This window comes from Pseudomonas sp. B21-009 (assembly GCF_024749345.1).
In the GTDB taxonomy this organism is placed as follows: domain Bacteria; phylum Pseudomonadota; class Gammaproteobacteria; order Pseudomonadales; family Pseudomonadaceae; genus Aquipseudomonas.
Window position 1 is genome coordinate 1,977,840 of record NZ_CP087199.1, and the last position, 23,918, is coordinate 2,001,757.

At 60.9% G+C, this 23,918-nt stretch carries 19 protein-coding genes, 2 tRNA genes and 2 rRNA genes; 10 read left to right on the forward strand and 13 right to left on the reverse strand.

The genetic code is table 11. The annotated features are described in order from the left end of the window. Position 1 precedes the first annotated feature (1 nt). The 7 genes from LOY34_RS09085 to LOY34_RS09115 all read right to left on the reverse strand — a co-directional run bounded on the left by LOY34_RS09085 (position 2) and on the right by LOY34_RS09115 (position 7,162). Positions 2-367: a Na+/H+ antiporter subunit G gene (locus LOY34_RS09085; protein WP_045202065.1), complete on the reverse strand. Its 366-nt coding sequence runs from the start codon at positions 365-367 to the stop codon at positions 2-4. Next, on the reverse strand, positions 364-642 hold the full coding sequence (locus LOY34_RS09090; RefSeq protein WP_038996132.1) for a K+/H+ antiporter subunit F: 279 nt from the start codon (positions 640-642) through the stop codon (positions 364-366). Before LOY34_RS09090 ends, LOY34_RS09085 begins: the two co-directional genes overlap by 4 nt. Beyond that, positions 639-1,127, reverse strand: a complete 489-nt coding sequence (locus LOY34_RS09095) for a Na+/H+ antiporter subunit E (protein WP_045202063.1) — start codon at positions 1,125-1,127, stop codon at positions 639-641. Before LOY34_RS09095 ends, LOY34_RS09090 begins: the two co-directional genes overlap by 4 nt. Further along, a complete protein-coding gene (locus LOY34_RS09100) occupies positions 1,124-2,809 on the reverse strand; it encodes a monovalent cation/H+ antiporter subunit D (protein WP_195883471.1) in 1,686 nt (561 codons plus the stop codon). The genes LOY34_RS09095 and LOY34_RS09100 overlap by 4 nt, the downstream gene beginning before the upstream one ends. Further along, on the reverse strand, positions 2,806-3,150 hold the full coding sequence (locus tag LOY34_RS09105) for a Na+/H+ antiporter subunit C (protein ID WP_010224297.1): 345 nt from the start codon (positions 3,148-3,150) through the stop codon (positions 2,806-2,808). The genes LOY34_RS09100 and LOY34_RS09105 overlap by 4 nt, the downstream gene beginning before the upstream one ends. Beyond that, complete coding sequence (locus tag LOY34_RS09110; RefSeq protein WP_213601946.1) at positions 3,150-6,065, reverse strand: monovalent cation/H+ antiporter subunit A; 2,916 nt, start codon at positions 6,063-6,065, stop codon at positions 3,150-3,152. The genes LOY34_RS09105 and LOY34_RS09110 overlap by 1 nt, the downstream gene beginning before the upstream one ends. Positions 6,066-6,214: 149 nt before the next feature. Then, positions 6,215-7,162, reverse strand: a complete 948-nt coding sequence (locus tag LOY34_RS09115; protein ID WP_195883472.1) for a DMT family transporter — start codon at positions 7,160-7,162, stop codon at positions 6,215-6,217. Positions 7,163-7,246: 84 nt separating this feature from the next. Here LOY34_RS09115 and LOY34_RS09120 point away from each other — a divergent pair, with 84 nt between their 5' ends. Continuing rightward, positions 7,247-7,810, forward strand: a complete 564-nt coding sequence (locus LOY34_RS09120; RefSeq protein ID WP_093385117.1) for a helix-turn-helix domain-containing protein — start codon at positions 7,247-7,249, stop codon at positions 7,808-7,810. 21 nt (positions 7,811-7,831) lie between these two features. On the opposite strand, the gene LOY34_RS09125 is transcribed toward LOY34_RS09120, so the two are convergent. Then, positions 7,832-8,389, reverse strand: coding sequence for a cysteine hydrolase family protein (locus tag LOY34_RS09125; RefSeq protein ID WP_195883473.1), 558 nt, complete (start codon positions 8,387-8,389; stop codon positions 7,832-7,834). Between the two features lie 107 nt (positions 8,390-8,496). On the opposite strand from LOY34_RS09125, the gene LOY34_RS09130 reads away from it, so the two are divergent. Together LOY34_RS09130 and LOY34_RS09135 are read left to right on the forward strand one after the other, a co-directional pair. Continuing rightward, positions 8,497-9,477, forward strand: coding sequence for a GlxA family transcriptional regulator (locus LOY34_RS09130; RefSeq protein ID WP_195883474.1), 981 nt, complete (start codon positions 8,497-8,499; stop codon positions 9,475-9,477). Positions 9,478-9,555: 78 nt separating this feature from the next. Further along, the gene (locus LOY34_RS09135; RefSeq protein WP_195883475.1) at positions 9,556-10,980 is read left to right on the forward strand and encodes an FAD/NAD(P)-binding protein; all 1,425 of its coding nucleotides are present in this window, start codon (positions 9,556-9,558) and stop codon (positions 10,978-10,980) included. On the opposite strand, the gene soxR is transcribed toward LOY34_RS09135, so the two are convergent. Beyond that, entirely contained in the window at positions 10,977-11,441 is a 465-nt protein-coding gene (soxR, locus tag LOY34_RS09140) for a redox-sensitive transcriptional activator SoxR (protein WP_195883476.1), read from the reverse strand. The two genes, LOY34_RS09135 and soxR, sit on opposite strands and share 4 nt — an antisense overlap. Positions 11,442-11,529: 88 nt before the next feature. Here soxR and LOY34_RS09145 point away from each other — a divergent pair, with 88 nt between their 5' ends. After that, positions 11,530-11,907 carry an antibiotic biosynthesis monooxygenase gene (locus LOY34_RS09145; protein ID WP_123568370.1) on the forward strand — a complete coding sequence of 126 codons (378 nt, stop codon included), beginning with the start codon at positions 11,530-11,532 and terminating at the stop codon, positions 11,905-11,907. Here the strand turns inward: LOY34_RS09145 and LOY34_RS09150 are convergent. Together LOY34_RS09150 and LOY34_RS09155 are read right to left on the reverse strand one after the other, a co-directional pair. Continuing rightward, positions 11,890-12,660 (reverse strand): S9 family peptidase, encoded by a 771-nt coding sequence (locus LOY34_RS09150; RefSeq protein ID WP_195883477.1) that lies wholly within the window; start codon positions 12,658-12,660, stop codon positions 11,890-11,892. The two genes, LOY34_RS09145 and LOY34_RS09150, sit on opposite strands and share 18 nt — an antisense overlap. Beyond that, the gene (locus tag LOY34_RS09155) at positions 12,647-13,756 is read right to left on the reverse strand and encodes a DUF3182 family protein (protein WP_258664622.1); all 1,110 of its coding nucleotides are present in this window, start codon (positions 13,754-13,756) and stop codon (positions 12,647-12,649) included. Before LOY34_RS09155 ends, LOY34_RS09150 begins: the two co-directional genes overlap by 14 nt. 219 nt (positions 13,757-13,975) lie before the next feature. On the opposite strand from LOY34_RS09155, the gene LOY34_RS09160 reads away from it, so the two are divergent. Next, a complete protein-coding gene (locus LOY34_RS09160; RefSeq protein WP_258664624.1) occupies positions 13,976-15,136 on the forward strand; it encodes a cysteine desulfurase family protein in 1,161 nt (386 codons plus the stop codon). 56 nt (positions 15,137-15,192) lie between these two features. After that, positions 15,193-17,004 (forward strand): aminopeptidase P family protein, encoded by a 1,812-nt coding sequence (locus LOY34_RS09165; protein ID WP_195883480.1) that lies wholly within the window; start codon positions 15,193-15,195, stop codon positions 17,002-17,004. A 59-nt stretch (positions 17,005-17,063) separates the two neighbouring features. Here LOY34_RS09165 and LOY34_RS09170 read toward each other — a convergent pair whose 3' ends face one another. After that, positions 17,064-17,345: a hypothetical protein gene (locus tag LOY34_RS09170; RefSeq protein WP_045202036.1), complete on the reverse strand. Its 282-nt coding sequence runs from the start codon at positions 17,343-17,345 to the stop codon at positions 17,064-17,066. Positions 17,346-17,530: 185 nt separating this feature from the next. Continuing rightward, positions 17,531-18,418 (reverse strand): threonine/homoserine exporter RhtA, encoded by an 888-nt coding sequence (rhtA, locus tag LOY34_RS09175; protein ID WP_045202035.1) that lies wholly within the window; start codon positions 18,416-18,418, stop codon positions 17,531-17,533. A 597-nt stretch (positions 18,419-19,015) separates the two neighbouring features. Here rhtA and LOY34_RS09180 point away from each other — a divergent pair. The 4 genes from LOY34_RS09180 (at position 19,016) to LOY34_RS09195 (ending at position 23,903) form a co-directional block, all read left to right on the forward strand. Further along, positions 19,016-20,552: ribosomal RNA gene (locus LOY34_RS09180) — 16S ribosomal RNA — on the forward strand. 66 nt (positions 20,553-20,618) lie between these two features. Beyond that, a tRNA-Ile gene (locus LOY34_RS09185) sits at positions 20,619-20,695 on the forward strand. A gap of 26 nt (positions 20,696-20,721) precedes the next feature. Beyond that, positions 20,722-20,797, forward strand: a tRNA-Ala gene (locus LOY34_RS09190). Positions 20,798-21,012: 215 nt separating this feature from the next. Further along, a 23S ribosomal RNA gene (locus LOY34_RS09195) occupies positions 21,013-23,903 on the forward strand. The 16S and 23S rRNA genes sit together here with 2 tRNA genes alongside, the layout of an rRNA operon. Positions 23,904-23,918 lie beyond the last annotated feature (15 nt).

The window sequence follows — 23,918 nt, forward strand, 5'->3', positions numbered from 1 at the left end:
TTCAGTTGCCGCGGTCGCGGCCACTGCTGACTTCTTCAGGTACATCATGCCCGGCCATGCGCTTGCGAAACAATGCAGCGCGCGCCAGCAGCAGGGTGGTGACCGGCACGGTGATCGACAGCAGGACCGGAATCAGCCAGGCATGCAGCACCGGTGACTCCTTGAGCATCGAGAAGTACAGGATCGAGGCCAGGGCCACGCACCAGGCGCCCAGGGTCGAGGCCAGTGCTGGTGGGTGCATGCGCTGGAAGAAGTCCTTCAGGCGAATCAGGCCGACCGCACCGCTCAGGGCGAACAGGCTGCTGAGCAGCAGCAGCACGGCCACCAGCACCTCGACCCACAACGGCAGTTCATTGGCATTGATCATTCGATCACCTCGCCACGCAGAAGGAATTTGGCCAGGGCGAAGGAGCCGACAAAGCCGAACAGCGCGATCAGCAGTGCCCCTTCGAAATAGGTGTCGCTGGCGTAGCGGATACCCAGCACCAGCATCATCAGCATGGCCAGGATGTACAGGTAGTCCAGCGCCAGTACCCGATCCTGGGCCGAAGGGCCGCGAAACAGCCGCCACAGGGTCAGGGCCATGGCCAGGGCGAAGATGAACAGGCTGGCGAGAATGGCATTGGCAAGCAGGCCAGTCATTCGAAGATCTCCATCAGCGGGCGTTCATAGGTGTGCTTGAAGTGCTCGATGAACTGCGCCTCGTCATCCAGATCGAACACATGCAGCAAAAGCACGCTGCGATCCAGTGCCAGCTCCGACCAGATGGTCCCTGGGACCACCGTGGTGATCATCGACAAAGCGGCCAGGCCGTGGGCGTCACGCAGTTCCAGGGGAATGTGCACGAAGCGCGAGCGCGGCGGACGGCGCTTGGCCGACCACACGCCGCGGGCGACCTGCAGGTTGGACACCAGCACATCGACGCCGACCCGCAGGATCAGGCGCACGATGGTGCCCGGGCGGCGAATGCGTACCTGCAGCGGGCGCAGCGGCGCCATCAGTAGCGGCGCAACAACGCCGAGCAGGGCGCCCAGCAGCAAGTTGCCCGGGCTTACCGAGAGGTTCAGCAGCAGCCACAGCAGGCACAGCGACAGCGACAGCAGCGGGGCAGGGAACAGGCGCTTCATGGCTGCACCTCGGTGCTGGCGGCCAGGCTGGTCGGCCCCGGAATCGGTCGGGTGCCGAGCACGGCGCTGACGTATTGCTCTGGGTCCTGCAGGCTGGCGGCGGTGTCCTGGGTATAACGCAGCAACGGCTCGGCGCGCAGGCTGAGCAGCACGCACAAGCCCAGCAGCACCACGATGGGGATGCACTCAAAGCGGCGCAGCAGCGGCGAAGGGCGCTCCTGCGGGGTCCAGAAGCGCTGGATGCCGACGCGGGTCATGGCGATCAGCGAAGCCATGCCGGAGAGCACCAGCAACGCCACCAATATCCAGCCGGCGACGCTCAACGGCTGCTCCGGCGCCACACCCAGCCCTTGCGGGTTGAACAGTGCGCTGATCAGGCTGAGCTTGCCGATAAAGCCCGACAGCGGCGGCATGCCGATGATCAGCAGGGCGCAGGCGATAAAGCTCAAGCCGAGGAAGGCCATGGTCCAGGGGATCACCTGGCCGATCACCGCCTTCTGTTCGTCATCGAGGTTGATGCCTTTGGGTGGGTGCAGCGACTCGACGGGCGAGGGCAGGCCGTCGCCTTCATCATCCAGGGGAATCTCGTTGGCCGAGCGCGAGCGCTCGATCAGCTCAGCCAGCAAAAACAGCGCGCACAGCGCCAGGGTCGAGCTGACCAGGTAGAACAGCGCGGCGGCGGTCAGGGTTGCCTGGCCGAAGCCGATGGCCGCCAGCAAGGTGCCGGCCGAGACCAGGATGCTCAGGCTGGCCATGCGCTCCAGGCGCTGCGCGGCCAGTATCGACACCGCCGCGCAGCCCAGGGTGGCGAGGCCGCCGTAGATCAGCCAGTCGCCACCAAAGAACGCCGAAGCACCGGCCTGTCCGGAAAACAGCAAGGTCCACAGGCGCAGTACGGTATAGAAGCCGACCTTGGTCATGATCGCGAACAGCGCGGCCACCGGTGCGCTGGCCGACGAATATGCCGGCACCAGCCAGAAGTTCAGTGGCCAGATCCCGGCCTTGGCCAGGAACGCCGTGGCCAGAATCGCCGCGCCGGCGTGTAGCAGGCCGCGATCGGCCTCTGGTACCAGCGGGATTTTCAGGGCCAGGTCGGCCATGTTCAGGGTGCCGGTGACGCCGTAGAGCATCGCCGCACCGATCAAAAACAGTGACGAGGCCAGCAGGTTGATGGCGATGTAGTGCAGGCCGGCCTTGACCCGCGCGCGCCCCGAACCATGCAGCATCAGGCCGTAGGAGGCCGCCAGCAACACTTCAAAGAACACGAACAGGTTGAACAGGTCGGCGGTCAGGAAGGCGCCATACAGGCCCATCAGCTGGATCTGGAACAGCGCGTGGAAGCTGGCGCCGGCGCGGTCCCAGCGGGCCATGGCGAACACCAGGGCGCTGACCCCGACGATGCCGGTGAGTACCAGCATCAGGGCCGATAGACGGTCGACCACCAGCACGATGCCGAACGGCGCCGGCCAGTTGCCGGGCAAGTAGACGCCAATCGAGCTGGCCTGGCCCTGACCTTGCACCCATAGCAACAGGGTGATGGCGATACCCAGGCCGAGCAGGCTGGAGATCAGGTTGATGCGCGCCTTGAGCGGTCGGCGTTTTTCCCCGAGCAGCAGCATCAGCGCTGCGGTCAGCAACGGCAGCAGGATGGGTGCGACGATCAGTTGGTTCATCGCACTCATTCGTTAGGCTCCCGGCCATCGACATGGTCGGTCCCGGTCAGGCCGCGCGAAGCCAGCAGCACCACCAGGAACAGTGCGGTCATGGCGAAGCTGATGACGATCGCGGTGAGCACCAGGGCCTGGGGCAGCGGGTCGGTGTAGTTGAGCAGATCCTGGGGCACGCCGTCCTTGATGATCGGCTCCTTGCCGATGAACAGGCTGCCCATGCTGAAGATGAACAGGTTGACCCCGTACGACAGCAGGCACAGGCCCATTACCACCTGGAAGGTCCGTGGCCGCAGGATCAGCCAGACCCCGGAGGCGGCGAGCACGCCAATGGCGATTGCAATGACTTCTTCCATCAGGCGGCTCCTGCTTGAGTGGGTTTCTGTTGGCTGCCCGGGCGATGACCACGCACCGACTGGTGAGCCAGCGCGGTGAGGATCAGCAGGGTCGAACCGACCACCACGGTGAACACGCCGATATCGAAGAACAGCGCACTGGCCAGGTGGGTGTCACCCAGCAATGGCAAATGCAGGTGCGCGGTATGGGTGGTCAGGAACGGGTAGCCGAGCAGCATCGCGCCAACCCCGGTGAGGGTCGCGCAGAGCAGCCCGGTGCCCATCCAGCGCAGCGGTCGCAGGCTCATCTGCGCCTCGACCCACTGGGTGCCGGCCACCATGTACTGGAGGATGAACGCCACCGACATTACCAGGCCGGCGACGAAACCGCCGCCTGGCTGGTTGTGGCCGCGCATGAACAGGTACATCGACACCACCAGGGCGATTGGCAGCAGCAGGCGCACCAGCGCCGCCGGCACCATCATGAAACCCAGCGCGGTGTCGGCCGCGTGGCGCGGGTTGACCAGGTCGGTGACCACGTCCGGGGCCAGCAGGCGCTGCTGCGCCGGCAACTGCATGCTCTCCTTGGGCGGGCGGAAGCGTCGCAGCAGGGCGAACACCGCCAGGGCCACGGCCACCAGCACGGTGATCTCGCCGAGGGTATCGAAGCCGCGGAAGTCCACCAGCATGACGTTGACCACGTTGCTGCCGCCACCTTCGGGCAAGGCCCGGCTCAGGTAGAACGAGGAGATGTCGTTGGGGGTCGGGCGGGTCAGCATGGCATAGGACAGCAGCGCCATGCCGCCACCGACGCCGACCGCCAGCAGCAGGTCGCGCAGGCGGCGCAGGCGTGCGCGCTCCTGGGTGCCCGGCAGCGGCGAGACGCCTTCTATCCGCCGTGGCAGCCAGCGCAGGCCGAGCAGGATCAGCACCGTGGTGACCACCTCGACCACCAGTTGGGTCAGGGCCAGGTCCGGGGCCGAGAACCAGACGAAGGTAATGCAGGTCATCAGGCCGCAGACACTGACCATGGTCAGCGCCGCCAGACGGTGGTACTTGGCCTGCCAGGCAGCGCCCAGGGCGCAGGCAATGGCGATCAGCCAGAGCATGACGAACACACCCGAGCCCGGGATCTTCGGCCGGTCACCCCAGCTCAGGCCGCTGTGCAGCATCGGCAGCAGGCCGGCCAGCAGGGCGATCAGCACCAGCATGAACAGCTGCTTTTGCAGGCGCCGGGTGGTGAACACCCGTTCGAAACGCCGGGCGGTGCGCATGATCAGCACCTGGCCGTGTTCGAACAGGCGCTTGCCGTTGAAGCGCTCGATCAGCGGCGGTGACGGGAAACGCCCGAGCTTGAGCTGGTTGCGCAGCAGCAGGTAAAGGATGATGCCGCCGCTCATGGCGATCAGGCTCATGATCAGCGGCGCGTTCCAGCCGTGCCAGATCGCCAGGCTGTACTCGGGCAGGGTGCCGCCCACCACCGGCAATGCGGCAGCGGCCAGCAGCGGGCCGACCGATTGCGCCGGGAAGATGCCGACCACCAGGCAGGTCATCACCAGCAATTCGACCGGCGCGCGCATCCAGCGCGGCGGCTCGTGGGGCGTGTGCGGCAGGTCGGTGGCCGGCGGGCCGAAGAACACGTCGACGGTAAAGCGCAAGGCATAGGCAACGCTGAAGGTACCGGCGAGGGTGGCGATGACCGGCAAGGCCGCTTCGACCCAGGCGGTGGAGCTGATGAATACGGTTTCGGCGAAGAACATCTCTTTGGACAGGAAGCCGTTCATCAACGGCACCCCGGCCATCGCGGCGCTGGCGACCATGGCCAGGGTTGCGGTGAACGGAATGAGCCGGAACAGACCGCTGAGGCGGCGGATGTCGCGGGTGCCGCTTTCGTGGTCGATGATCCCTGCGGCCATGAACAGCGAGGCCTTGAAGGTGGCATGGTTGAGGATGTGAAACACCGCGGCGACCGCTGCCAGCGGGCTGTTCAGGCCCAGCAGCAGGGTGATCAGGCCCAGGTGGCTGATGGTCGAATAGGCCAGCAGGCCCTTGAGGTCGTTCTGGAACATCGCCGCAAAGGCGCCGAGCACCAGGGTGGCGGCGCCGGCGCCGCTGACGATCCAGAACCATTCCTCGGTGCCGGAGAGCGCCGGCCACAGCCGCGCCAGCAGGAATACCCCGGCCTTGACCATGGTCGCCGAGTGCAGGTAGGCCGAGACCGGGGTGGGCGCCGCCATGGCATGGGGCAGCCAGAAGTGGAAGGGGAATTGCGCGCTTTTGCTCAACGCGCCGAGCAGGATCAGGGGTAACAGGACGGGATACAGGGCATGGTTGCGAATCTGCTCACCGGCAGCGAGGACCTTGTCCAGGTCGTAGCTGCCGACCACATGGCCGAGCAGCAGTACCCCCGCCAGCAGGCATAGGCCACCCGCGCCGGTGACCATCAGGGCCATGTAGGCACCGCGGCGGGCGTCGGCGCGATGGTGCCAGTATCCGATCAACAGGAACGAGAACAGGCTGGTCAGTTCCCAGAAGAATACAATCTGGATCAGGTTGCCGGAAATCACCAGGCCGAGCATGGCACCCATGAACGCCAGGAAAAAGGCAAAGAAGCGCGGTACCGGGTCTTGCGGCGACATGTAGTAGCGCGCGTACAGCGACACCAGGGTACCGATGCCCAGCACCAGCAAGGAGAACAGCCAGGCGAAGCCGTCCATGCGCAGGACCAGGTTCAGGCCCAGGCTCGGCAGCCACAGGAATTCTTCACGGATCACGCCGCCATGGGCGATCTGCGGGTACATCAAAGCGACCTGGACAGTGCCCACCAGGGCGACCAGTCCGGCCAGCAGCGATTCGCTGTTGCGTGCGTTGTGCGGCAAGACAGCCGCCAGGCAGCTGCCGACGAACGGCAGAAGCAGTAGCACTATCAAGGACATAGATTTCTAATCTGCAGGAGTTTGTAAGGGATCATACGTGGCGACTGGTCGATCACCAACCCGCAAGCTGTCGCAGAATCCTACAAGAGCGCTGTATCAATCCTTTTTTTTATAACAGTTTTTTTCAAAGGATAGCCTGCATTTGTCGATCACAGACCCGGCTCGCGTTCTTCGGCGTGGGTCTCGAGAGCCGTCTGCTCTTGGTTACGGCGGCGAAACTTCAGCTCGCTGACCACCACGGCGACGACGATCAGCAAACCGCCAAGCAGGGCCACGCCTGGCAGGCGCTCGCCGGCAATGCGCCCGACGATGCCGGCCCACACCGGTTCACCGGCATAAATCAGCGTGGCACGGGTTGGCGAGACCGATTTCTGTGCCCAGTTCATCGCCACCTGGATCACCGCGCTCATCGCCCCCAGGCCCACGGCGCTGAGCAGCAACAGCCAGGAGAAGTCCGGCAGGCGCTCCTGGGTCGGTACCACCATCATGAACGACAGCGCCGAGGCGGTGGCCAGTTGCACGACGGTTACCCGGCGAACATCCACCTGGCCGGCGTAGCGGCTGATCAGGATGATTTCTGCGGCAATGGCTACGGCGCTGACCAGGGTGGCGATTTCCCCCGGGCTGAACTGCAGCGAACCACCACCGGGGCCTGCCAGCAGCATCAGGCCGGCAAACGCCAGGCCAATCCCCAGGCTGGGCATCAGGCCCGGGCGGCGGCCCAGCACCAGCCATTGCAGCAAGGGCACGAAGGGTACGTACAGGGCGGTGATGAATGCCGACTGGCTGCTGCTGATGGTTTGCAGGCCAACGGTCTGCAGGCCGTAGCCAAGCATGATCGATACACCGATCAACACCCCGGCCTTGAGTTCGGTAGCGGTCAGGCCGGGCAGCGAGCGGGCTGTGACCAGGCCGACGAACAAAGCTGCGGCGGCAAAGCGCAAACCGACGAAGAACATCGGCCCGCTGACCGTCATCACGTTATGCACCAGCAAAAAGGTGCCGCCCCAGAGCATGGTGATAAACACCAGCACCAGTTCGGCCTTGCTCAGCCGGAAGGAAACGGAAGGGCGTTCAGCGGGGTTCGTTGGGGTCATGGCCTTGCACACGGAAGAGGGGCGACGCACAATTGCGGCGAAAGTGGGCAGTATACTGCGCAACCCCTATTGATGAGCAATATAGTGCACAAAGATTCCCCTCAACGCGCCTCGGTGCTTCAGCATGTGAGCCAGAACATTCGTCGCCTGCGCCATGCTGCCCAGTTGAGCCAGAGTGCCCTGGCGCAAAAGTCCGGGGTCAGCCGGCGCATGCTGGTGGCCATCGAGGCCGGCGAAAAGAATGTCAGTCTGACTACTCTGGATCTGATCGCCGAAGCCCTGCAAGTTGCCTTCAGTGACTTGATCAAGGCGCCGGATAACCGCGACCCGAGCCGCATCAACGAACTGGCCTGGGCCGGTGTGCATCCCGGCAGCAAGGCCGTGCTGCTGGCAAGCTCCGCCGCCACCCGGGAGGTCGAACTCTGGGAGTGGCGCCTGGAACCCGGTGAGGTCTACCCCTGCGAGCCCGATGCCGATGGCTGGAGCGAGCAGTTGTTTGTGTTCGAAGGCTGCCTGACCCTGGAGGTCGAAGGGCAGCAACAGCGGCTCAATGCTGGCGAGTTCTTCACCTTTGCCAGCAATCGCCGCTATGCCTATCGCAATGACGGCGAGGTGGCGACCCGCTTCGTGCGCAATGTGGTGATCTGAGCACGCGGCGGGTCACGGCACTCAGCGCTTGGTGTCGGTCAGGTAGTGTTCGGTGGAAATCACCTGGGCGTAGGCGAAGGCCAGCGATGCCATAAAGGCTGCATGCACCTGCGCCGCCGGCACGGTGATACCGTTGAACTCCAGGGCGCGGGTCGCGCAGGCATCGTGAACCACGGTGACGCCATAGCCGTAATCGGCCGCCGCGCGGCAGACGGCATCGATGCACATGTGGCTCATGCTGCCGATCACCGTGAGTTCGCTGACGTTCTGCTCATCCAGCAACTGCTTGAGCCCGGTACCCAGGAACGAATTGACCTTGTGCTTGAGCAGCACCGGCTCGCCTGCGCGGTTGGCGGCCTTGGGGTGAATCTGCGCACCTTGCGAGCCCGGGGTGAAGAACGGCGCGTCTTCGGACTCGAACTCGTGGCGTACATGCACCACCAGGTCGCCACGGGCGCGGGCGGCCTCAAGGATGCTGGCGGCGTTGTCGGCTGCCGCATCGGCACCATCCAGAGTCCATTTGCCGCCGGGGAAGTAATCGTTCTGGATATCGATGACGATCAGTGCCTGCTTGCTCATGTCAAAAGCCTCGTGTTGGGGAGTGGTTGTGGCGTGGTGATAGTTATAGGCTTGGACGATGCGCTTGCGGATTGGCGCGAACGACAAATTGGCGGGAAAAACTGACAATGGCAGCGGCGCAGGACACTCTGGAAATTGGCGTGCTGGTTTATCCCGGCGCGCAACTGGCCGCCGTGCATGGCCTGACCGATCTGTTTGCCGTGGCCAACCGCCTGCGCCTGGAGTTGGGGGCGCTGGAGCGGCCCGCATTGCGCGTCAGCCATTGGAGCGAGAGGCCTGATCAGCAACTGCAGGTAACCTTCGACACGCACCCAGGCAGCCTGCACCCGCTGCGGGCCATGATCATCCCGCCGAGCCTGACCCAGGCGCCCTCGCCCGAACTGCTCGATCGTTACTGTGCCAGCCTGCGTCAATGGCATGCGGACGGCGCATTGCTGGTGTCGGTTTGCGTCGGGGTGTTCTTCATCGCCGCCAGCGGCCTGCTTGACGGGCGCCCGGCGACCACCCACTGGAATTTCGCGCAATCACTGGCCGAGCGCTTTGCGCAGGTGCAGGTCGAAGCCAACCTGCCGCTGCTCGATGACGGCGACATCATCACCTCGGCCGGGTTGATGGCCTGGACCGATCTGGGCCTGAAACTGGTCGAGCGTTTCCTGGGCGAAACCCTGGCGGCGGAGACTGCGCGGTTCCTGGCGGTCGAACGGGTCAGCGGCGGGCAGCACCCCGGCAGCGTCTTCAGCCCTCGGCTGGACCACGGCGATGAGGCGGTGCTCAAGGTCCAGCACTGGTTGCAGGGCAGTGGCGCGCGTGAGGTGTCGCTGGCGGCCATGGCCGCGTGTGCCGGCCTTGAGCAGCGCACTTTCCTGCGCCGCTTTCGCAGCGCCACGGGCCTTAAACCCACCGAGTACTGCCAGCAGGTCAGGGTCGGGCGGGCTTGCCGCATGCTTGAGTTCACCAACCGCTCAATCGACCAGATCGCCTGGGGTGTCGGCTATCAGGACCCGGGCGCGTTTCGCAAAGTGTTCTTCAAGGTCACCGGCCTTGCCCCCAGCGACTACCGGCGCCGACTCACCGCTGTGGTGGCTTGATCCTACTTTGGTACAGGCCGGGCTGCGCACCTGGCGTTTTGTTGCCTATTATCCGTTGCAAACAAGACGGAGAACGCCATGAGCGCCCCTGAACACCCCAACAACCCTGCGGCTGATGTGCTGATCATTGGCGGTGGCTTGAGCGCAGCGCTGCTCGCGGCGCAGTTGCTGCGCCAAGCTGGCCAGCGCCGTGTACTGGTCGTCGAGCCACGCGATGAACTGGGGCGCGGCGAAGCCTACAGCGCCACGCACCTGGGGCACACCCTCAACGGCAATGCCGCGCGCATGAGTGTCGACCCGGACAACGCCGATGACCTGAGCCAGTGGCTGGACCAGCACATTGCTGCCGGAGGCTGGCCAGAGTCGGCCGCGCAAGGGGTACCGGTGACGGAGCTGTTTGCGCCTCGCGGGCTGTTTGGCGTGTATGTCCGTCAGCGCCTGGCCGAGGCGCAGGCGGTGGGTGCGCAGCAGGGCTCGTGGCTTGAGCATGTTCAGGCCGAGGCGCTGGACCTGGCGGTGGATGAACTGGGGCTCAGCGTAAGCCTGGCCGACGGTCGGACCTTGCGCGCCAGCCGGGCCGTCCTGGCCACCGGCATGTTTGCCGCCGCGCGTACTCCCCAGCGCGGCGACAATGCTTTCAACAGCGCCTGTGTGGACCCCTGGGATATCCAGGCCATGCGGTCGATCAACCCGGACGGCCGGGTGGTCATTATCGGTTCCGGGTTGACCATGGTCGACGCCGTGGTGTCGCTGCAGGCAGCCGGCCATCGCGGCCCGATCGAGGTATTTTCCCGCCACGGCCTGCTACCTCATGTACGTCGTCAACCGCCGGCATGGGAAGATTTTCTCGCTGCGGACCTGTCACTGCGCAGTCCATTGCAACTGCTGCGGGCCTTGCGCAATCAGTGCCGCCTGGCCCAGCAGCAGGGCATCGACTGGCAGGCGCCCCTGGACACCGTGCGCGTGCATATCGGCAGGCTCTGGAGCCAGGCCAGCGAGCGTCACAAGCGCCAGTTCGTGCGCCATGTGCGGCCCTGGTGGGAGAGCCATCATCATCGATCGCCACCGCCGGGAGCGGCATTGCTGGCGCAGTTGATCGAAGCAGGGCGATTGCGGATTCATGCGGCGTCGTTGCAAGGGGTCGAAACCGGCGCCGACCGCCTGCCGGTGGTCAAGCTGCGCTTTCGCGGGCAAACGCAGGTCGAGCGGATCAGCGCCGACGCCCTGATCAATTCCACCGGTATTGAGTACGACTGGCGCAGGGTGGCCCGGCCCTTGCCGCAGAATTTGCTGCGACGCCGGCTGATCCAGCCGGGGCCGCTGGCCCTGGGCATCGCCGCAAACGCCCAGGGCGCGGTGCAGGATGGCGAGGGCCGCTACAGTTCGCAGCTGTTTGCCATGGGCCCGCCGCTGCGCGGGCTGTGGTGGGAGAGTACATCGGTGACCGACGTGGCCTTGCAGGCCAAGGCGCTGGCGCAGCTTCTGGCCGGCACGGGCCGTTAGTCGTCGTGTTCGGCGCCAGGCTCCAGCAGTTGCGCCCCGGGGCCCTGTTCGCCGAGCTGGTCGTCACAGTTGCGCAGCGGGCAGCTTTGCAGCGACATGCAGCCGCAGCCGATGCAGCCGTCGAGTTGGTCGCGCAGCACAATCAGCTTGTCGATGCGCCGGGTCAGGTCCTGGCGCCATTGCTCTGATAGCCGTTGCCAGTCCTTCACGCTCGGTGCACGGCCCACCGGCAGCGTTTGCAACGCGGCATGAATGGTGGCCAAGGGAATACCCAGGCGTTGCGCCATCTTGATTACCGCCACCCGGCGCAGGGTTTCGCGCGGGTAGCGGCGCTGGTTGCCGGCGCTGCGGGTGCTGTAGATCAGGCCTTTGCTTTCGTAGAAATGCAGGGCGGTGACGGCCACGCCGCTGCGCGCCGACAGTTGGCCGACGCTGAGGGCGCTCTGGGCGGTATCGGGCATGACAGGATTTCTCTTGACCTCTAGTTAACTCGAGGTTTTACCCTGCCTGCCATCGCACCGCAAGTGCAAAGGCAGAGGGAGTAGCTTCATGCTGGTTTCAGACAACAGCCTGTGTTTTACCCAGATGATCGAGTTCGAGGTGGCGCCGGATCGTCAACACGCGCTTGCCCAGGCGCTGGTGCTGCGCAGTGAGTACCTTGCCGTGCAGCACAACGGTCTGGTCGCTGCCAGTATCCAGGCCAGCGATGATGGCAGCCGGGTATTGCAATACCTGCAGTGGCGGTCGCGTACTGCCTGGGAGGCTGCTGTCAGCAGTTTCGAGCAGGAGCCGTTCCTGCAACTGATTCGCCAGCACCAGGCCAGAAGCGTCAACTTCAATGCCTTCCAGACCCTCAGCAGCCTGGCGCGTACAGCCGAGCACGGGCTGCACTGCCAACTGCCTATGGGCTCAGGAGTACCAGGGTGAATGATGCGGGTAGCGGTCAAGTCGCGCGCCAATGACCATTTCGCTGATCCAGGCACTGAGAATAGAGCTGTAGGCCTTCTGGCTGCGGTCGCTGGACAGCGCGTGGTCGGCGCCGTCGACGATCCGGTGGGTCAGCGAATGGGCACTGACGAAGGCTGAGCGGTAACTCATCAAGGTGCTGTGTGGCACGAAGTCGTCCTGTTCCGACTCCACCAGCAGCACATCGCCGGCAAACTCGGCGCAGGCGCCCAGAGCACGGTTGTCTGCCGGCGCGAGCGGGCGCTGGCGGTAGTCGCTCAGACGCTGGCGGTCGAGGGCTTGTTTGGGCAGCTCCCATTCCTCATCCCAGTACAGCGCCGGCACCCTTAATGCCAGCCATTTGACCGGGCGCAAGGCTGTCAGCAAGGTCGCCAGGTAGCCGCCGTAGCTGCTGCCGATCAGGGCGATGGCGCTGCTGTCGACTGCCGGATGACTGACCAGCCGATCGTAGGCGCCAACCAGGTCGGCGAGGTTCTGCTCGCGGGTAACGCTCAGGCGCTGGCTTTCGGTCTTCTCGTGGCCACGCAGGTCGAAGGTCATGCACACGCAGCCAAGGCCGGTGATCTGCTTGGCCCTGGCCAGGTCGCGTTGCTGGCTGCCACCCCAGCCGTGCACAAAGAGGATGGCGGGCACCTTGGCACTGGGGCTGACGATGGTTCCGGCGATGCTCTCGCCATCGACCGGGATCTCGATCGCTTCGCTATGGATGGTCATAGTCGCGGATCCGTGCGTATTTGCAGAGTCGTCCGAGTTCACTGTCGTCCCCCTGATAGAAAATCGTCGCATCGGCGGGCAACTCTGGCGCGTCGAAGACTTCATGGGTGGAGGCGCGCACGCGCATCAGCGCCGGGTCAGCGGCAAACGCCTGCAACGCCAACACCTCGGCACTACTGGCGCCACCGATGCGCCAGGATTGTTCGAGTACGCCGCTGCGCAGCTTGCCCTGGCTGTTAAGGCCGCGTGCCACGTCATAGTTGCGCCGTGAGGCAATAAACCCAGGGAAGCTTTGCAGCGCGGCCTGTTCGTAGGTCCTGGCCTGGGTAATGGCCAGGCGCAAGTGATCTTCCAGTTGCAGTTGCAGCAGGTCGTCGTAGTCACCGCGCACCAGCACCAGGTCGGAACCGCCGTAGATCTCCTCGCCCTCATGGTCGCGGGTCAATTGCTGAGTGCCGTAGTAGCTGCAGAGGATGCCCGCGACCAGGGCCTGGCCGACGCTGAAGGTCTGCACCTGGCTGAGGTTCTCTTCCAGGGTCAGGCCCCAGAGGGTTATTTCCTGCTCATCCATTGCGCCCAGTGCCTGCTCCAGGCCTTTCATGTTGTCGATCACGCATTGCCCGCGGCCTGCGGTGGCGCGCACCGGCTTGAGGCGCAGGGGCCCCTCGCGCAATAGCAATTGTGCGGCGCGCAGGGCATCGTCGAGGCTAAAGACGCTGTAGCCACGAAGCAGTGCATCCTGGGCCAGGCGGGCGAAATCATTGCTCCAGCCCAGCGGAAAACGCGCATCGGCCGCAAGCGGGTGGGAAATTGCCTTGGTGGCCATAAACGGCTGGCTGACCAGGCCGCCAAACAGATCGGTCGGCGCGCCAATGCCCATTGCCCGATAGCGTTCGGCACCGATCAAGGTTTCAGTGGGCAGGTAGTAGAAGTTCTGGTTTGCCGTCGGCGGCTGGGCAGGGCTGACCACCTCGGTGTCGAACAACTGCGCCAGCCGTTCGGCGAGCTTGAGGTGCACGCTGTGTTCGTGTTCGGGTGTACTTTGACGGGTATCCAGCAGCACCACGCCTTGCTTGCGGTCTGTTGATCGGAGCATGGGCAGGTCCTCCCTTGCCGGGCTGTACTGAATGTGAAGTCCTTTAGGGGCAGAAGTTCAGGGCGAGTGACTGAAGGATGGTTTTTAGGTTATATAAATATAAAAATTAATAATTTATAGTTCTATTAGTGGCTAATGCACTATGGCGTTGCACTTTCCCTACATGGATTTAGGCAACGTCTGCTTTGCACGGCGACGACAACCAGAGAGCCTGCTGTCATGAACGATCTTCCGCTGTATTTCGACTACGCCGCCACGACACCGGTCGACGAGCGAGTCATCCAGGCCATGGTCAGCTGTCTGGGCGCCTCGGGCAATTTTGGCAATCCGGCCTCCAGCTCCCATTGCTACGGGCAGAACGCGCGCACGGCCGTGGAGAATGCCCGTGCCCAGGTTGCCGGGCTGGTGGGTGCGCAGGCCCCGCAGATCGTCTGGACCTCGGGGGCGACCGAATCGAACAACCTGGCGCTCAAGGGCCTCGCCCAGGGGCGCCAGGGTGGTCACATCATTACCAGCCAGATCGAACACAAGGCGGTGCTCGATACCGTTCGCCAGCTTGAGCAAAACGGATTCGAGCTGACCTTGCTCGCGCCCGACGCCCAGGGTTTGATCACGACCGAAGCGCTGCGCGCAGCCCTGCGCGAAGATACCTTCCTGGTTTCACTGATGCTGGTGAACAACGAACTGGGCACCGTCAACGATATCCCGGCGCTGGCCGAGGTGGTGCGCCAGCATGGCGCCTTGCTGCATGTGGATGCGGCGCAAGGGGCGGGCAAGCTGCCGATCGACCTGGCCCGCTGGCCGGTCGATCTGATGTCCTTTTCCGCGCACAAGGTCTATGGGCCCAAAGGCATCGGCGCCTTGTATGTAGGAGAGCGCGCCAGGCCCTTGCTACAAGCACAGATCCACGGCGGCGGGCACGAAGGCGGGCTGCGCTCCGGGACGCTGGCAACGCACCAGATCGTCGGCATGGGCGAGGCGTTTGCCGTGGCCCTGGCGCTGCTTGAAGACGAAACCCGGCGCATCGCTCATCTGCAGCAGCGCTTGCTCGATCAGTTGCTGAGCGTACCCGGGGTGAGGCTCAACGGCAGTGCCGGGCAACGCATCGCGCATACCCTGAGTCTTACCTTCGGCGCTGACGTTCCCGATTTTTCGACGTTGGCCCAGACCTTGGCATTTTCTTCGACCTCAGCCTGCAATTCGGCGAGCAATGCAGCGTCCCACGTACTCCTTGCGCTGGGGCTCGAGCCGCAGGACGCGCGCCAGACCCTTCGCCTGAGCCTGGGCCGCTACACCCGGGCAGAGGATATCGACCAGGCAATCGGGGCGATCAAGGCCTCGTTACAATCACAACCCATCTGGGCGGTTGCCCAGGGCTGAAGCCTGTTCCATTATCAGCGCCTATAACAATGGATGCCGTGGTAGCAGGAGTCAGCATGAACACTCAGTCTTCAACGCAGGAAGCGGTGAATACGCGCCTGGAACGTATTCGTGAAGTGATGCAGCGCGAAGGCGTCGATGCCCTGTTGGTGCCGTCGGCCGACCCGCACCTTTCCGAATACCTGCCCGGTTATTGGCAGGCCAGGCAATGGTTGTCAGGGTTCCAGGGCTCGGTCGGCACCTTGATCGTCAGCGCCGACTTCGCCGGCCTGTGGGCGGACAGCCGCTATTGGGAACAGGCGGAAAAGGAGCTGGCGGGCACTACCATTGAGCTGGTCAAGCTGCAGCCAGGCAAGCCCGGTCCGCTGGACTGGCTGGCCGAGCAGGCACCTGAAGGCGGCGTGGTTGCGGTTGACGGCGCGGTCATGGCCCTGGCATCTGCACGCCAGCTGGGCGAGCGGCTCAAGGCGCGCAACGTGCGTTTGCTAAGTGACAAGGATCTGCTCGGGCAAATCTGGGCTGACCGCCCGGCGCTGCCGGAAAACCCGGTGTACCAGCACCTGCCACCCGAAGCCACGGTCAGTCGTGCCGAAAAGCTGGCCAATCTGCGTCAGGCCATGGGCGAGCGCGGCGCCGACTGGCACTTCATCGCCACTCTGGACGACATCGCCTGGCTGTTCAACCTGCGCGGCAGTGACGTTTCCTACAATCCGGTGTTCGTCTCCTTTGCCTTGATCAGCCAAGGTCAGGCCACCCTGTTCGTCGCCCTGAACAAGGTCGACGAACATTTGCGTCATGTGCTGGAAGTCGACGGCATCAGTTTGCGCGACTATGCCGAGGTTGCCTCGGCACTGGCCGCGATTCCCGCTGGCGCCAGCCTGCTGATCGACCCGGCGCGAGTTACCAGTGGCCTGTTGGCCAATGCCGCCAATGGCGTTCGCCTGGTAGAAGGGTTGAACCCGACCACGCTGGCCAAGTCGCAGAAAAGCGCAGCCGACCTTGCACATATCCGCAAGGCCATGGAGCAAGATGGCGCGGCGCTGTGCGAATTCTTCGCCTGGTTCGAGGCGGCCCAGGGGCGCGGCGAGCCGATCACCGAGCTAAGCGTGGATGAACAGCTCAGTGCTTCGCGTGCACGTCGCCCGGGGTTCGTCTCGCTGAGCTTCTCGACCATCGCCGCCTTCAATGCCAATGGCGCCATGCCGCATTACCGGGCAACCGACGAATCCCACGCGCGCATTGAAGGCGATGGTCTGTTGCTGATCGATTCCGGCGGACAGTACCTGGGCGGGACTACCGACATCACCCGGATGGTGCCGATAGGCAACCCCTCTGTTGAACAAAAACAGGACTGCACCCGGGTACTCAAAGGTGTCATTGCATTGTCCCGCGCGCGTTTCCCTCGCGGCATCCTGTCGCCACTGCTCGATGCCATAGCCCGTGCGCCCATCTGGGCTGAGCAGGTCGACTACGGTCATGGCACAGGGCATGGTGTCGGCTATTTCATGAATGTGCATGAAGGGCCGCAGGTGATTGCCTATCAGGCCGCCGCCGCGCCACAGACCGCCATGCAGGCGGGAATGATCACCTCGATCGAGCCCGGTACCTATCGTCCCGGCGAGTGGGGCGTGCGTATCGAGAACCTGGTGTTCAACCGTGAGGTGGGCAAAAGCGCGTTTGGCGACTTTCTCGAGTTTGAAACCCTGACGCTGTGTCCGATCGATACCCGCTGCCTGCTGACGCAGCGATTGAGTAGTGAGGAGCGTGACTGGCTCAATGGCTATCACGCAGAGGTACGCAAGCGCCTTTCGCCATTGTTGGAGGGGCCTGCGTTGCGTTGGTTGCAGGTTCGTACGGAATCGATCTGATATCTAGACGGCAGTGACAGCAAGGGCAGCCTGTGGGCTGCCCTTGTTTTTTGATCAGCTTACTTGCAGATGACGATCATGCTGCGGCTGGTGTAGCCAGCAGGGTTGAGGCCAAAAGGATAGTCACCGGGCTCGGCATCGCCGTCACCTGAACGGGCAATGACTTTATAGCCTTTGCTGCCGCAGGAGGCTTCGGCCTTGGCGTAGCATTTGTCCCAAGATGAAGACAGGCCAGAGCAGTTGATGTGCAGGCCTTTCTTGCCTCGTTTGACTTCGGTGCTCGCCGTCGCCGCACACCCCGCGATGGCCAAAATGGCTAGGATGAGCAAAATTCGTTTCATTCCTGTCCTTAATGCGTACCGGGTCTACCGCCCGTGTCTAATTTCCCGTGCTTCGTCCCTGATGCCTCTTCGCGTCCCTGTCTTGTCAATTAGATATCTTTAAGGTTGACGTTATATGACAGCTTAAAGATGGTGGAAGTCCGGCACAATGACCAGCGTCTATTTAAATGCAAATATTTCTCAAATCAGTCGGCGGCAACCAGCGCCGGGCGCTCCTTGCGCAGTGACAGAGTGGCGCCGACAGAGGCCGTAATAATTGCAGCGATAGCCAGCCATTGCGCTACGGTCAGCACTTCACCCAGGAACAGCAAGCCTGACAGTGCGCCGAACGCGGGTTCGATGCTCATCAAGGTGCCGAACGTCCGGGCAGGCATGCGCGTCAGGGCGACCATCTCCAGGCTGTAGGGCAGGGCTGTGGAGAGTATCGCAACGCCCAGGGCGATAGGCAGCAGTGATGGGGTGAGCAGCGCGCTACCGGCATGAGCAATGCCGATGGGGGCGACGAACAGCGCGGCAATCATCACGCCCAGGGCGGCGGTCTGGATGCCGTTCTCGGCACCGGCCTTTTGCCCATATAGAATGTACAGCGCCCAGCACACGCCGGCGCCGAGAGCGTAGCCTGCGCCAACCAGATCGATGCCGGCGCTGGTCTGGCCGATCGGAATCAACAGCAGCAAACCAATTACCGCCAGGCCGATCCAGAGAAAATCCACGACCCGTCGCGACGCGTACAGGGCGACGGCTAGCGGGCCGGTAAACTCCAAGGCGACGGCAATGCCCAGTGGCACGGTGCGCAGCGACATATAGAAGAGGAAATTCATCCCGCCCAGGGCCATACCGTAGATGATCACGGTTCGCAGGGTGCTGGCACTGAGCCTGGCGCGCCAGGGGCGCAGCAGCAACAACATGATGATGCTGGCAAAGATCAGGCGCAGGGTGGTGGTGCCTTGTGCGCCCACTACCGGGAACATGCTCTTGGCCAGCGAGGCCCCGGACTGGATCGAGGCCATGGCGATCAGCAGCAAGCCAATAGGGAAGAGAGTGGCGGCCAGGCTGCGGGGTTGGCTATTCATTGCGGGAAGGCATTCCTTATATAGGTACTAGCGCGGGCAGACTATGATGCGCAAAGGCCCAAAAATGAGCAATATACTGCTCATTATTCTTTTGTTCGGGGTTTTCTGAATTAACCCTTGACGTCCGATTTAATCTCTCTATAATTCGCCCCACTTCCGGCGCAGTCGGAACTGAAAACTCCTTGAATTTCAAAGGGTTAGCGGTTCCAGGGTGATCCGGAAGGGCTTCGATCGAAAGATCGGCAGCGGTGAAAAAGGCAGTTGACAGCGGTTTGAAACGCTGTAGAATTCGCCTCCCGTTGACGAGAGATCGCAGTGAGTCAAGTGTTTGAAGTGAAACGAAAAACTTCAAAATAAACGCTTGACGGGCTCTGAGGAAAGCGTAGAATGCGCGCCTCGGTTGAGGCGAAAACCTCTTAACCAACCGCTCTTTAACAACTGAATCAAGCAATTCGTGTGGGTGCTTGTGAGCTCAGACTGATAGTCAAAAAGATTATCAGCATCACAAGTGGCTACACGAAAATCGAAAGATTTGAAAGTAAGTCATTTGAGGTTGCTGAGCCAAGTTTAGGGTTTTCTCAAAACCCAAGCAGTATTGAACTGAAGAGTTTGATCATGGCTCAGATTGAACGCTGGCGGCAGGCCTAACACATGCAAGTCGAGCGGATGAGAGGAGCTTGCTCTTCGATTCAGCGGCGGACGGGTGAGTAATACCTAGGAATCTGCCTGGTAGTGGGGGACAACGTTTCGAAAGGAACGCTAATACCGCATACGTCCTACGGGAGAAAGCAGGGGACCTTCGGGCCTTGCGCTATCAGATGAGCCTAGGTCGGATTAGCTAGTTGGTGAGGTAATGGCTCACCAAGGCGACGATCCGTAACTGGTCTGAGAGGATGATCAGTCACACTGGAACTGAGACACGGTCCAGACTCCTACGGGAGGCAGCAGTGGGGAATATTGGACAATGGGCGAAAGCCTGATCCAGCCATGCCGCGTGTGTGAAGAAGGTCTTCGGATTGTAAAGCACTTTAAGTTGGGAGGAAGGGTACTTACCTAATACGTGAGTATTTTGACGTTACCGACAGAATAAGCACCGGCTAACTCTGTGCCAGCAGCCGCGGTAATACAGAGGGTGCAAGCGTTAATCGGAATTACTGGGCGTAAAGCGCGCGTAGGTGGTTCGTTAAGTTGGATGTGAAATCCCCGGGCTCAACCTGGGAACTGCATCCAAAACTGGCGAGCTAGAGTAGGGCAGAGGGTGGTGGAATTTCCTGTGTAGCGGTGAAATGCGTAGATATAGGAAGGAACACCAGTGGCGAAGGCGACCACCTGGGCTCATACTGACACTGAGGTGCGAAAGCGTGGGGAGCAAACAGGATTAGATACCCTGGTAGTCCACGCCGTAAACGATGTCAACTAGCCGTTGGAATCCTTGAGATTTTAGTGGCGCAGCTAACGCATTAAGTTGACCGCCTGGGGAGTACGGCCGCAAGGTTAAAACTCAAATGAATTGACGGGGGCCCGCACAAGCGGTGGAGCATGTGGTTTAATTCGAAGCAACGCGAAGAACCTTACCAGGCCTTGACATGCAGAGAACTTTCCAGAGATGGATTGGTGCCTTCGGGAACTCTGACACAGGTGCTGCATGGCTGTCGTCAGCTCGTGTCGTGAGATGTTGGGTTAAGTCCCGTAACGAGCGCAACCCTTGTCCTTAGTTACCAGCACGTTATGGTGGGCACTCTAAGGAGACTGCCGGTGACAAACCGGAGGAAGGTGGGGATGACGTCAAGTCATCATGGCCCTTACGGCCTGGGCTACACACGTGCTACAATGGTCGGTACAGAGGGTTGCCAAGCCGCGAGGTGGAGCTAATCTCACAAAACCGATCGTAGTCCGGATCGCAGTCTGCAACTCGACTGCGTGAAGTCGGAATCGCTAGTAATCGCGAATCAGAATGTCGCGGTGAATACGTTCCCGGGCCTTGTACACACCGCCCGTCACACCATGGGAGTGGGTTGCACCAGAAGTAGCTAGTCTAACCTTCGGGAGGACGGTTACCACGGTGTGATTCATGACTGGGGTGAAGTCGTAACAAGGTAGCCGTAGGGGAACCTGCGGCTGGATCACCTCCTTAATCGACAGACATCAGCTGTCTTATGAGCTCCCACACGAATTGCTTGATTCATTGAAGAAGACGATTGGGTCTGTAGCTCAGTTGGTTAGAGCGCACCCCTGATAAGGGTGAGGTCGGCAGTTCGAATCTGCCCAGACCCACCAATTACTGTGGTGCAGCTGTAGCATACGGGGCCATAGCTCAGCTGGGAGAGCGCCTGCCTTGCACGCAGGAGGTCAGCGGTTCGATCCCGCTTGGCTCCACCACCCTTACGTCAAAGCTTAGAAATGAATATTCGCCTCGAATATTGATTTCTGAACTTTTTCAGAATCGTTCTTTAAAAATTTGGGTATGTGATAGAAAGATAGACTGGACAGCACTTTCACTGGTGTGTGTTCAGGCTAAGGTAAAATTTGTGAGTAATTACAAGTTTTCGGCGAATGTTGTCTTCACAGTATAACCAGATTGCTTGGGGTTATATGGTCAAGTGAAGAAGCGCATACGGTGGATGCCTTGGCAGTCAGAGGCGATGAAAGACGTGGTAGCCTGCGATAAGCTTCGGGGAGTCGGCAAACAGACTTTGATCCGGAGATCTCTGAATGGGGGAACCCACTCAGCATAAGCTGAGTATCTTGTACTGAATACATAGGTGCAAGAGGCGAACCAGGGGAACTGAAACATCTAAGTACCCTGAGGAAAAGAAATCAACCGAGATTCCCTTAGTAGTGGCGAGCGAACGGGGACTAGCCCTTAAGTGGCTTTGAGATTAGCGGAACGCTCTGGAAAGTGCGGCCATAGTGGGTGATAGCCCTGTACGCGAAAATCTCTTAGTCATGAAATCGAGTAGGACGGAGCACGAGAAACTTTGTCTGAATATGGGGGGACCATCCTCCAAGGCTAAATACTACTGACTGACCGATAGTGAACCAGTACCGTGAGGGAAAGGCGAAAAGAACCCCGGAGAGGGGAGTGAAATAGATCCTGAAACCGTATGCGTACAAGCAGTGGGAGCCTACTTTGTTAGGTGACTGCGTACCTTTTGTATAATGGGTCAGCGACTTATATTCAGTGGCGAGCTTAACCGAATAGGGGAGGCGTAGCGAAAGCGAGTCTTAATAGGGCGTTTAGTCGCTGGGTATAGACCCGAAACCGGGCGATCTATCCATGGGCAGGTTGAAGGTTAGGTAACACTGACTGGAGGACCGAACCGACTACCGTTGAAAAGTTAGCGGATGACCTGTGGATCGGAGTGAAAGGCTAATCAAGCTCGGAGATAGCTGGTTCTCCTCGAAAGCTATTTAGGTAGCGCCTCATGTATCACTGTAGGGGGTAGAGCACTGTTTCGGCTAGGGGGTCATCCCGACTTACCAAACCGATGCAAACTCCGAATACCTACAAGTGCCGAGCATGGGAGACACACGGCGGGTGCTAACGTCCGTCGTGAAAAGGGAAACAACCCAGACCGTCAGCTAAGGTCCCAAAGTTATGGTTAAGTGGGAAACGATGTGGGAAGGCTTAGACAGCTAGGAGGTTGGCTTAGAAGCAGCCACCCTTTAAAGAAAGCGTAATAGCTCACTAGTCGAGTCGGCCTGCGCGGAAGATGTAACGGGGCTCAAACCATACACCGAAGCTACGGGTATCACTTAGGTGATGCGGTAGAGGAGCGTTCTGTAAGCCTGTGAAGGTGAGTTGAGAAGCTTGCTGGAGGTATCAGAAGTGCGAATGCTGACATGAGTAACGACAATGGGAGTGAAAAACTCCCACGCCGAAAGACCAAGGTTTCCTGCGCAACGTTAATCGACGCAGGGTTAGTCGGTCCCTAAGGCGAGGCTGAAAAGCGTAGTCGATGGAAAACAGGTTAATATTCCTGTACTTCTGGTTATTGCGATGGAGGGACGGAGAAGGCTAGGCCAGCTTGGCGTTGGTAGTCCAAGTTTAAGGTGGTAGGCTGAGATCTTAGGTAAATCCGGGATCTTAAGGCCGAGAGCTGATGACGAGTTGCCATTAGGCGACGAAGTGGTTGATGCCATGCTTCCAAGAAAAGCTTCTAAGCTTCAGATAACCAGGAACCGTACCCCAAACCGACACAGGTGGTTGGGTAGAGAATACCAAGGCGCTTGAGAGAACTCGGGTGAAGGAACTAGGCAAAATGGCACCGTAACTTCGGGAGAAGGTGCGCCGGTGAGGGTGAAGGACTTGCTCCGTAAGCCCATGCCGGTCGAAGATACCAGGCCGCTGCGACTGTTTATTAAAAACACAGCACTCTGCAAACACGAAAGTGGACGTATAGGGTGTGACGCCTGCCCGGTGCCGGAAGGTTAATTGATGGGGTTAGCTAACGCGAAGCTCTTGATCGAAGCCCCGGTAAACGGCGGCCGTAACTATAACGGTCCTAAGGTAGCGAAATTCCTTGTCGGGTAAGTTCCGACCTGCACGAATGGCGTAACGATGGCGGCGCTGTCTCCACCCGAGACTCAGTGAAATTGAAATCGCTGTGAAGATGCAGTGTATCCGCGGCTAGACGGAAAGACCCCGTGAACCTTTACTATAGCTTTGCACTGGACTTTGAATTTGCTTGTGTAGGATAGGTGGGAGGCTTTGAAGCGTGGACGCCAGTTCGCGTGGAGCCATCCTTGAAATACCACCCTGGCAACTTTGAGGTTCTAACTCAGGTCCGTTATCCGGATCGAGGACAGTGTATGGTGGGTAGTTTGACTGGGGCGGTCTCCTCCTAAAGAGTAACGGAGGAGTACGAAGGTGCGCTCAGACCGGTCGGAAATCGGTCGTAGAGTATAAAGGCAAAAGCGCGCTTGACTGCGAGACAGACACGTCGAGCAGGTACGAAAGTAGGTCTTAGTGATCCGGTGGTTCTGTATGGAAGGGCCATCGCTCAACGGATAAAAGGTACTCCGGGGATAACAGGCTGATACCGCCCAAGAGTTCATATCGACGGCGGTGTTTGGCACCTCGATGTCGGCTCATCACATCCTGGGGCTGAAGCCGGTCCCAAGGGTATGGCTGTTCGCCATTTAAAGTGGTACGCGAGCTGGGTTTAGAACGTCGTGAGACAGTTCGGTCCCTATCTGCCGTGGACGTTTGAGATTTGAGAGGGGCTGCTCCTAGTACGAGAGGACCGGAGTGGACGAACCTCTGGTGTTCCGGTTGTCACGCCAGTGGCATTGCCGGGTAGCTATGTTCGGAAGAGATAACCGCTGAAAGCATCTAAGCGGGAAACTTGCCTCAAGATGAGATCTCACTGGAGCCTTGAGCTCCCTGAAGGGCCGTCGAAGACTACGACGTTGATAGGTTGGGTGTGTAAGCGCTGTGAGGCGTTGAGCTAACCAATACTAATTGCCCGTGAGGCTTGACCATATAACACCCAAGCAA

Bases quoted from the DNA above. Each gene is read 5' to 3' on its own strand.
- LOY34_RS09115 (WP_195883472.1), bottom strand. From the start codon at position 7,162: ATGACCCCAACGAACCCCGCTGAACGCCCTTCCGTTTCCTTCCGGCTG.
- LOY34_RS09135 (WP_195883475.1), top strand. From the start codon at position 9,556: ATGAGCGCCCCTGAACACCCCAACAACCCTGCGGCTGATGTGCTGATC.
- soxR (WP_195883476.1), bottom strand. From the start codon at position 11,441: ATGCCCGATACCGCCCAGAGCGCCCTCAGCGTCGGCCAACTGTCGGCG.
- LOY34_RS09130 (WP_195883474.1), top strand. From the start codon at position 8,497: ATGGCAGCGGCGCAGGACACTCTGGAAATTGGCGTGCTGGTTTATCCC.
- LOY34_RS09100 (WP_195883471.1), bottom strand. From the start codon at position 2,809: ATGAGTGCGATGAACCAACTGATCGTCGCACCCATCCTGCTGCCGTTG.
- LOY34_RS09125 (WP_195883473.1), bottom strand. From the start codon at position 8,389: ATGAGCAAGCAGGCACTGATCGTCATCGATATCCAGAACGATTACTTC.
- LOY34_RS09085 (WP_045202065.1), bottom strand. From the start codon at position 367: ATGATCAATGCCAATGAACTGCCGTTGTGGGTCGAGGTGCTGGTGGCC.
- LOY34_RS09090 (WP_038996132.1), bottom strand. From the start codon at position 642: ATGACTGGCCTGCTTGCCAATGCCATTCTCGCCAGCCTGTTCATCTTC.
- LOY34_RS09165 (WP_195883480.1), top strand. From the start codon at position 15,193: ATGAACACTCAGTCTTCAACGCAGGAAGCGGTGAATACGCGCCTGGAA.
- LOY34_RS09095 (WP_045202063.1), bottom strand. From the start codon at position 1,127: ATGAAGCGCCTGTTCCCTGCCCCGCTGCTGTCGCTGTCGCTGTGCCTG.
- LOY34_RS09170 (WP_045202036.1), bottom strand. From the start codon at position 17,345: ATGAAACGAATTTTGCTCATCCTAGCCATTTTGGCCATCGCGGGGTGT.
- LOY34_RS09145 (WP_123568370.1), top strand. From the start codon at position 11,530: ATGCTGGTTTCAGACAACAGCCTGTGTTTTACCCAGATGATCGAGTTC.
- LOY34_RS09105 (WP_010224297.1), bottom strand. From the start codon at position 3,150: ATGGAAGAAGTCATTGCAATCGCCATTGGCGTGCTCGCCGCCTCCGGG.
- LOY34_RS09110 (WP_213601946.1), bottom strand. From the start codon at position 6,065: ATGTCCTTGATAGTGCTACTGCTTCTGCCGTTCGTCGGCAGCTGCCTG.
- LOY34_RS09155 (WP_258664622.1), bottom strand. From the start codon at position 13,756: ATGCTCCGATCAACAGACCGCAAGCAAGGCGTGGTGCTGCTGGATACC.
- LOY34_RS09160 (WP_258664624.1), top strand. From the start codon at position 13,976: ATGAACGATCTTCCGCTGTATTTCGACTACGCCGCCACGACACCGGTC.
- LOY34_RS09150 (WP_195883477.1), bottom strand. From the start codon at position 12,660: ATGACCATCCATAGCGAAGCGATCGAGATCCCGGTCGATGGCGAGAGC.
- rhtA (WP_045202035.1), bottom strand. From the start codon at position 18,418: ATGAATAGCCAACCCCGCAGCCTGGCCGCCACTCTCTTCCCTATTGGC.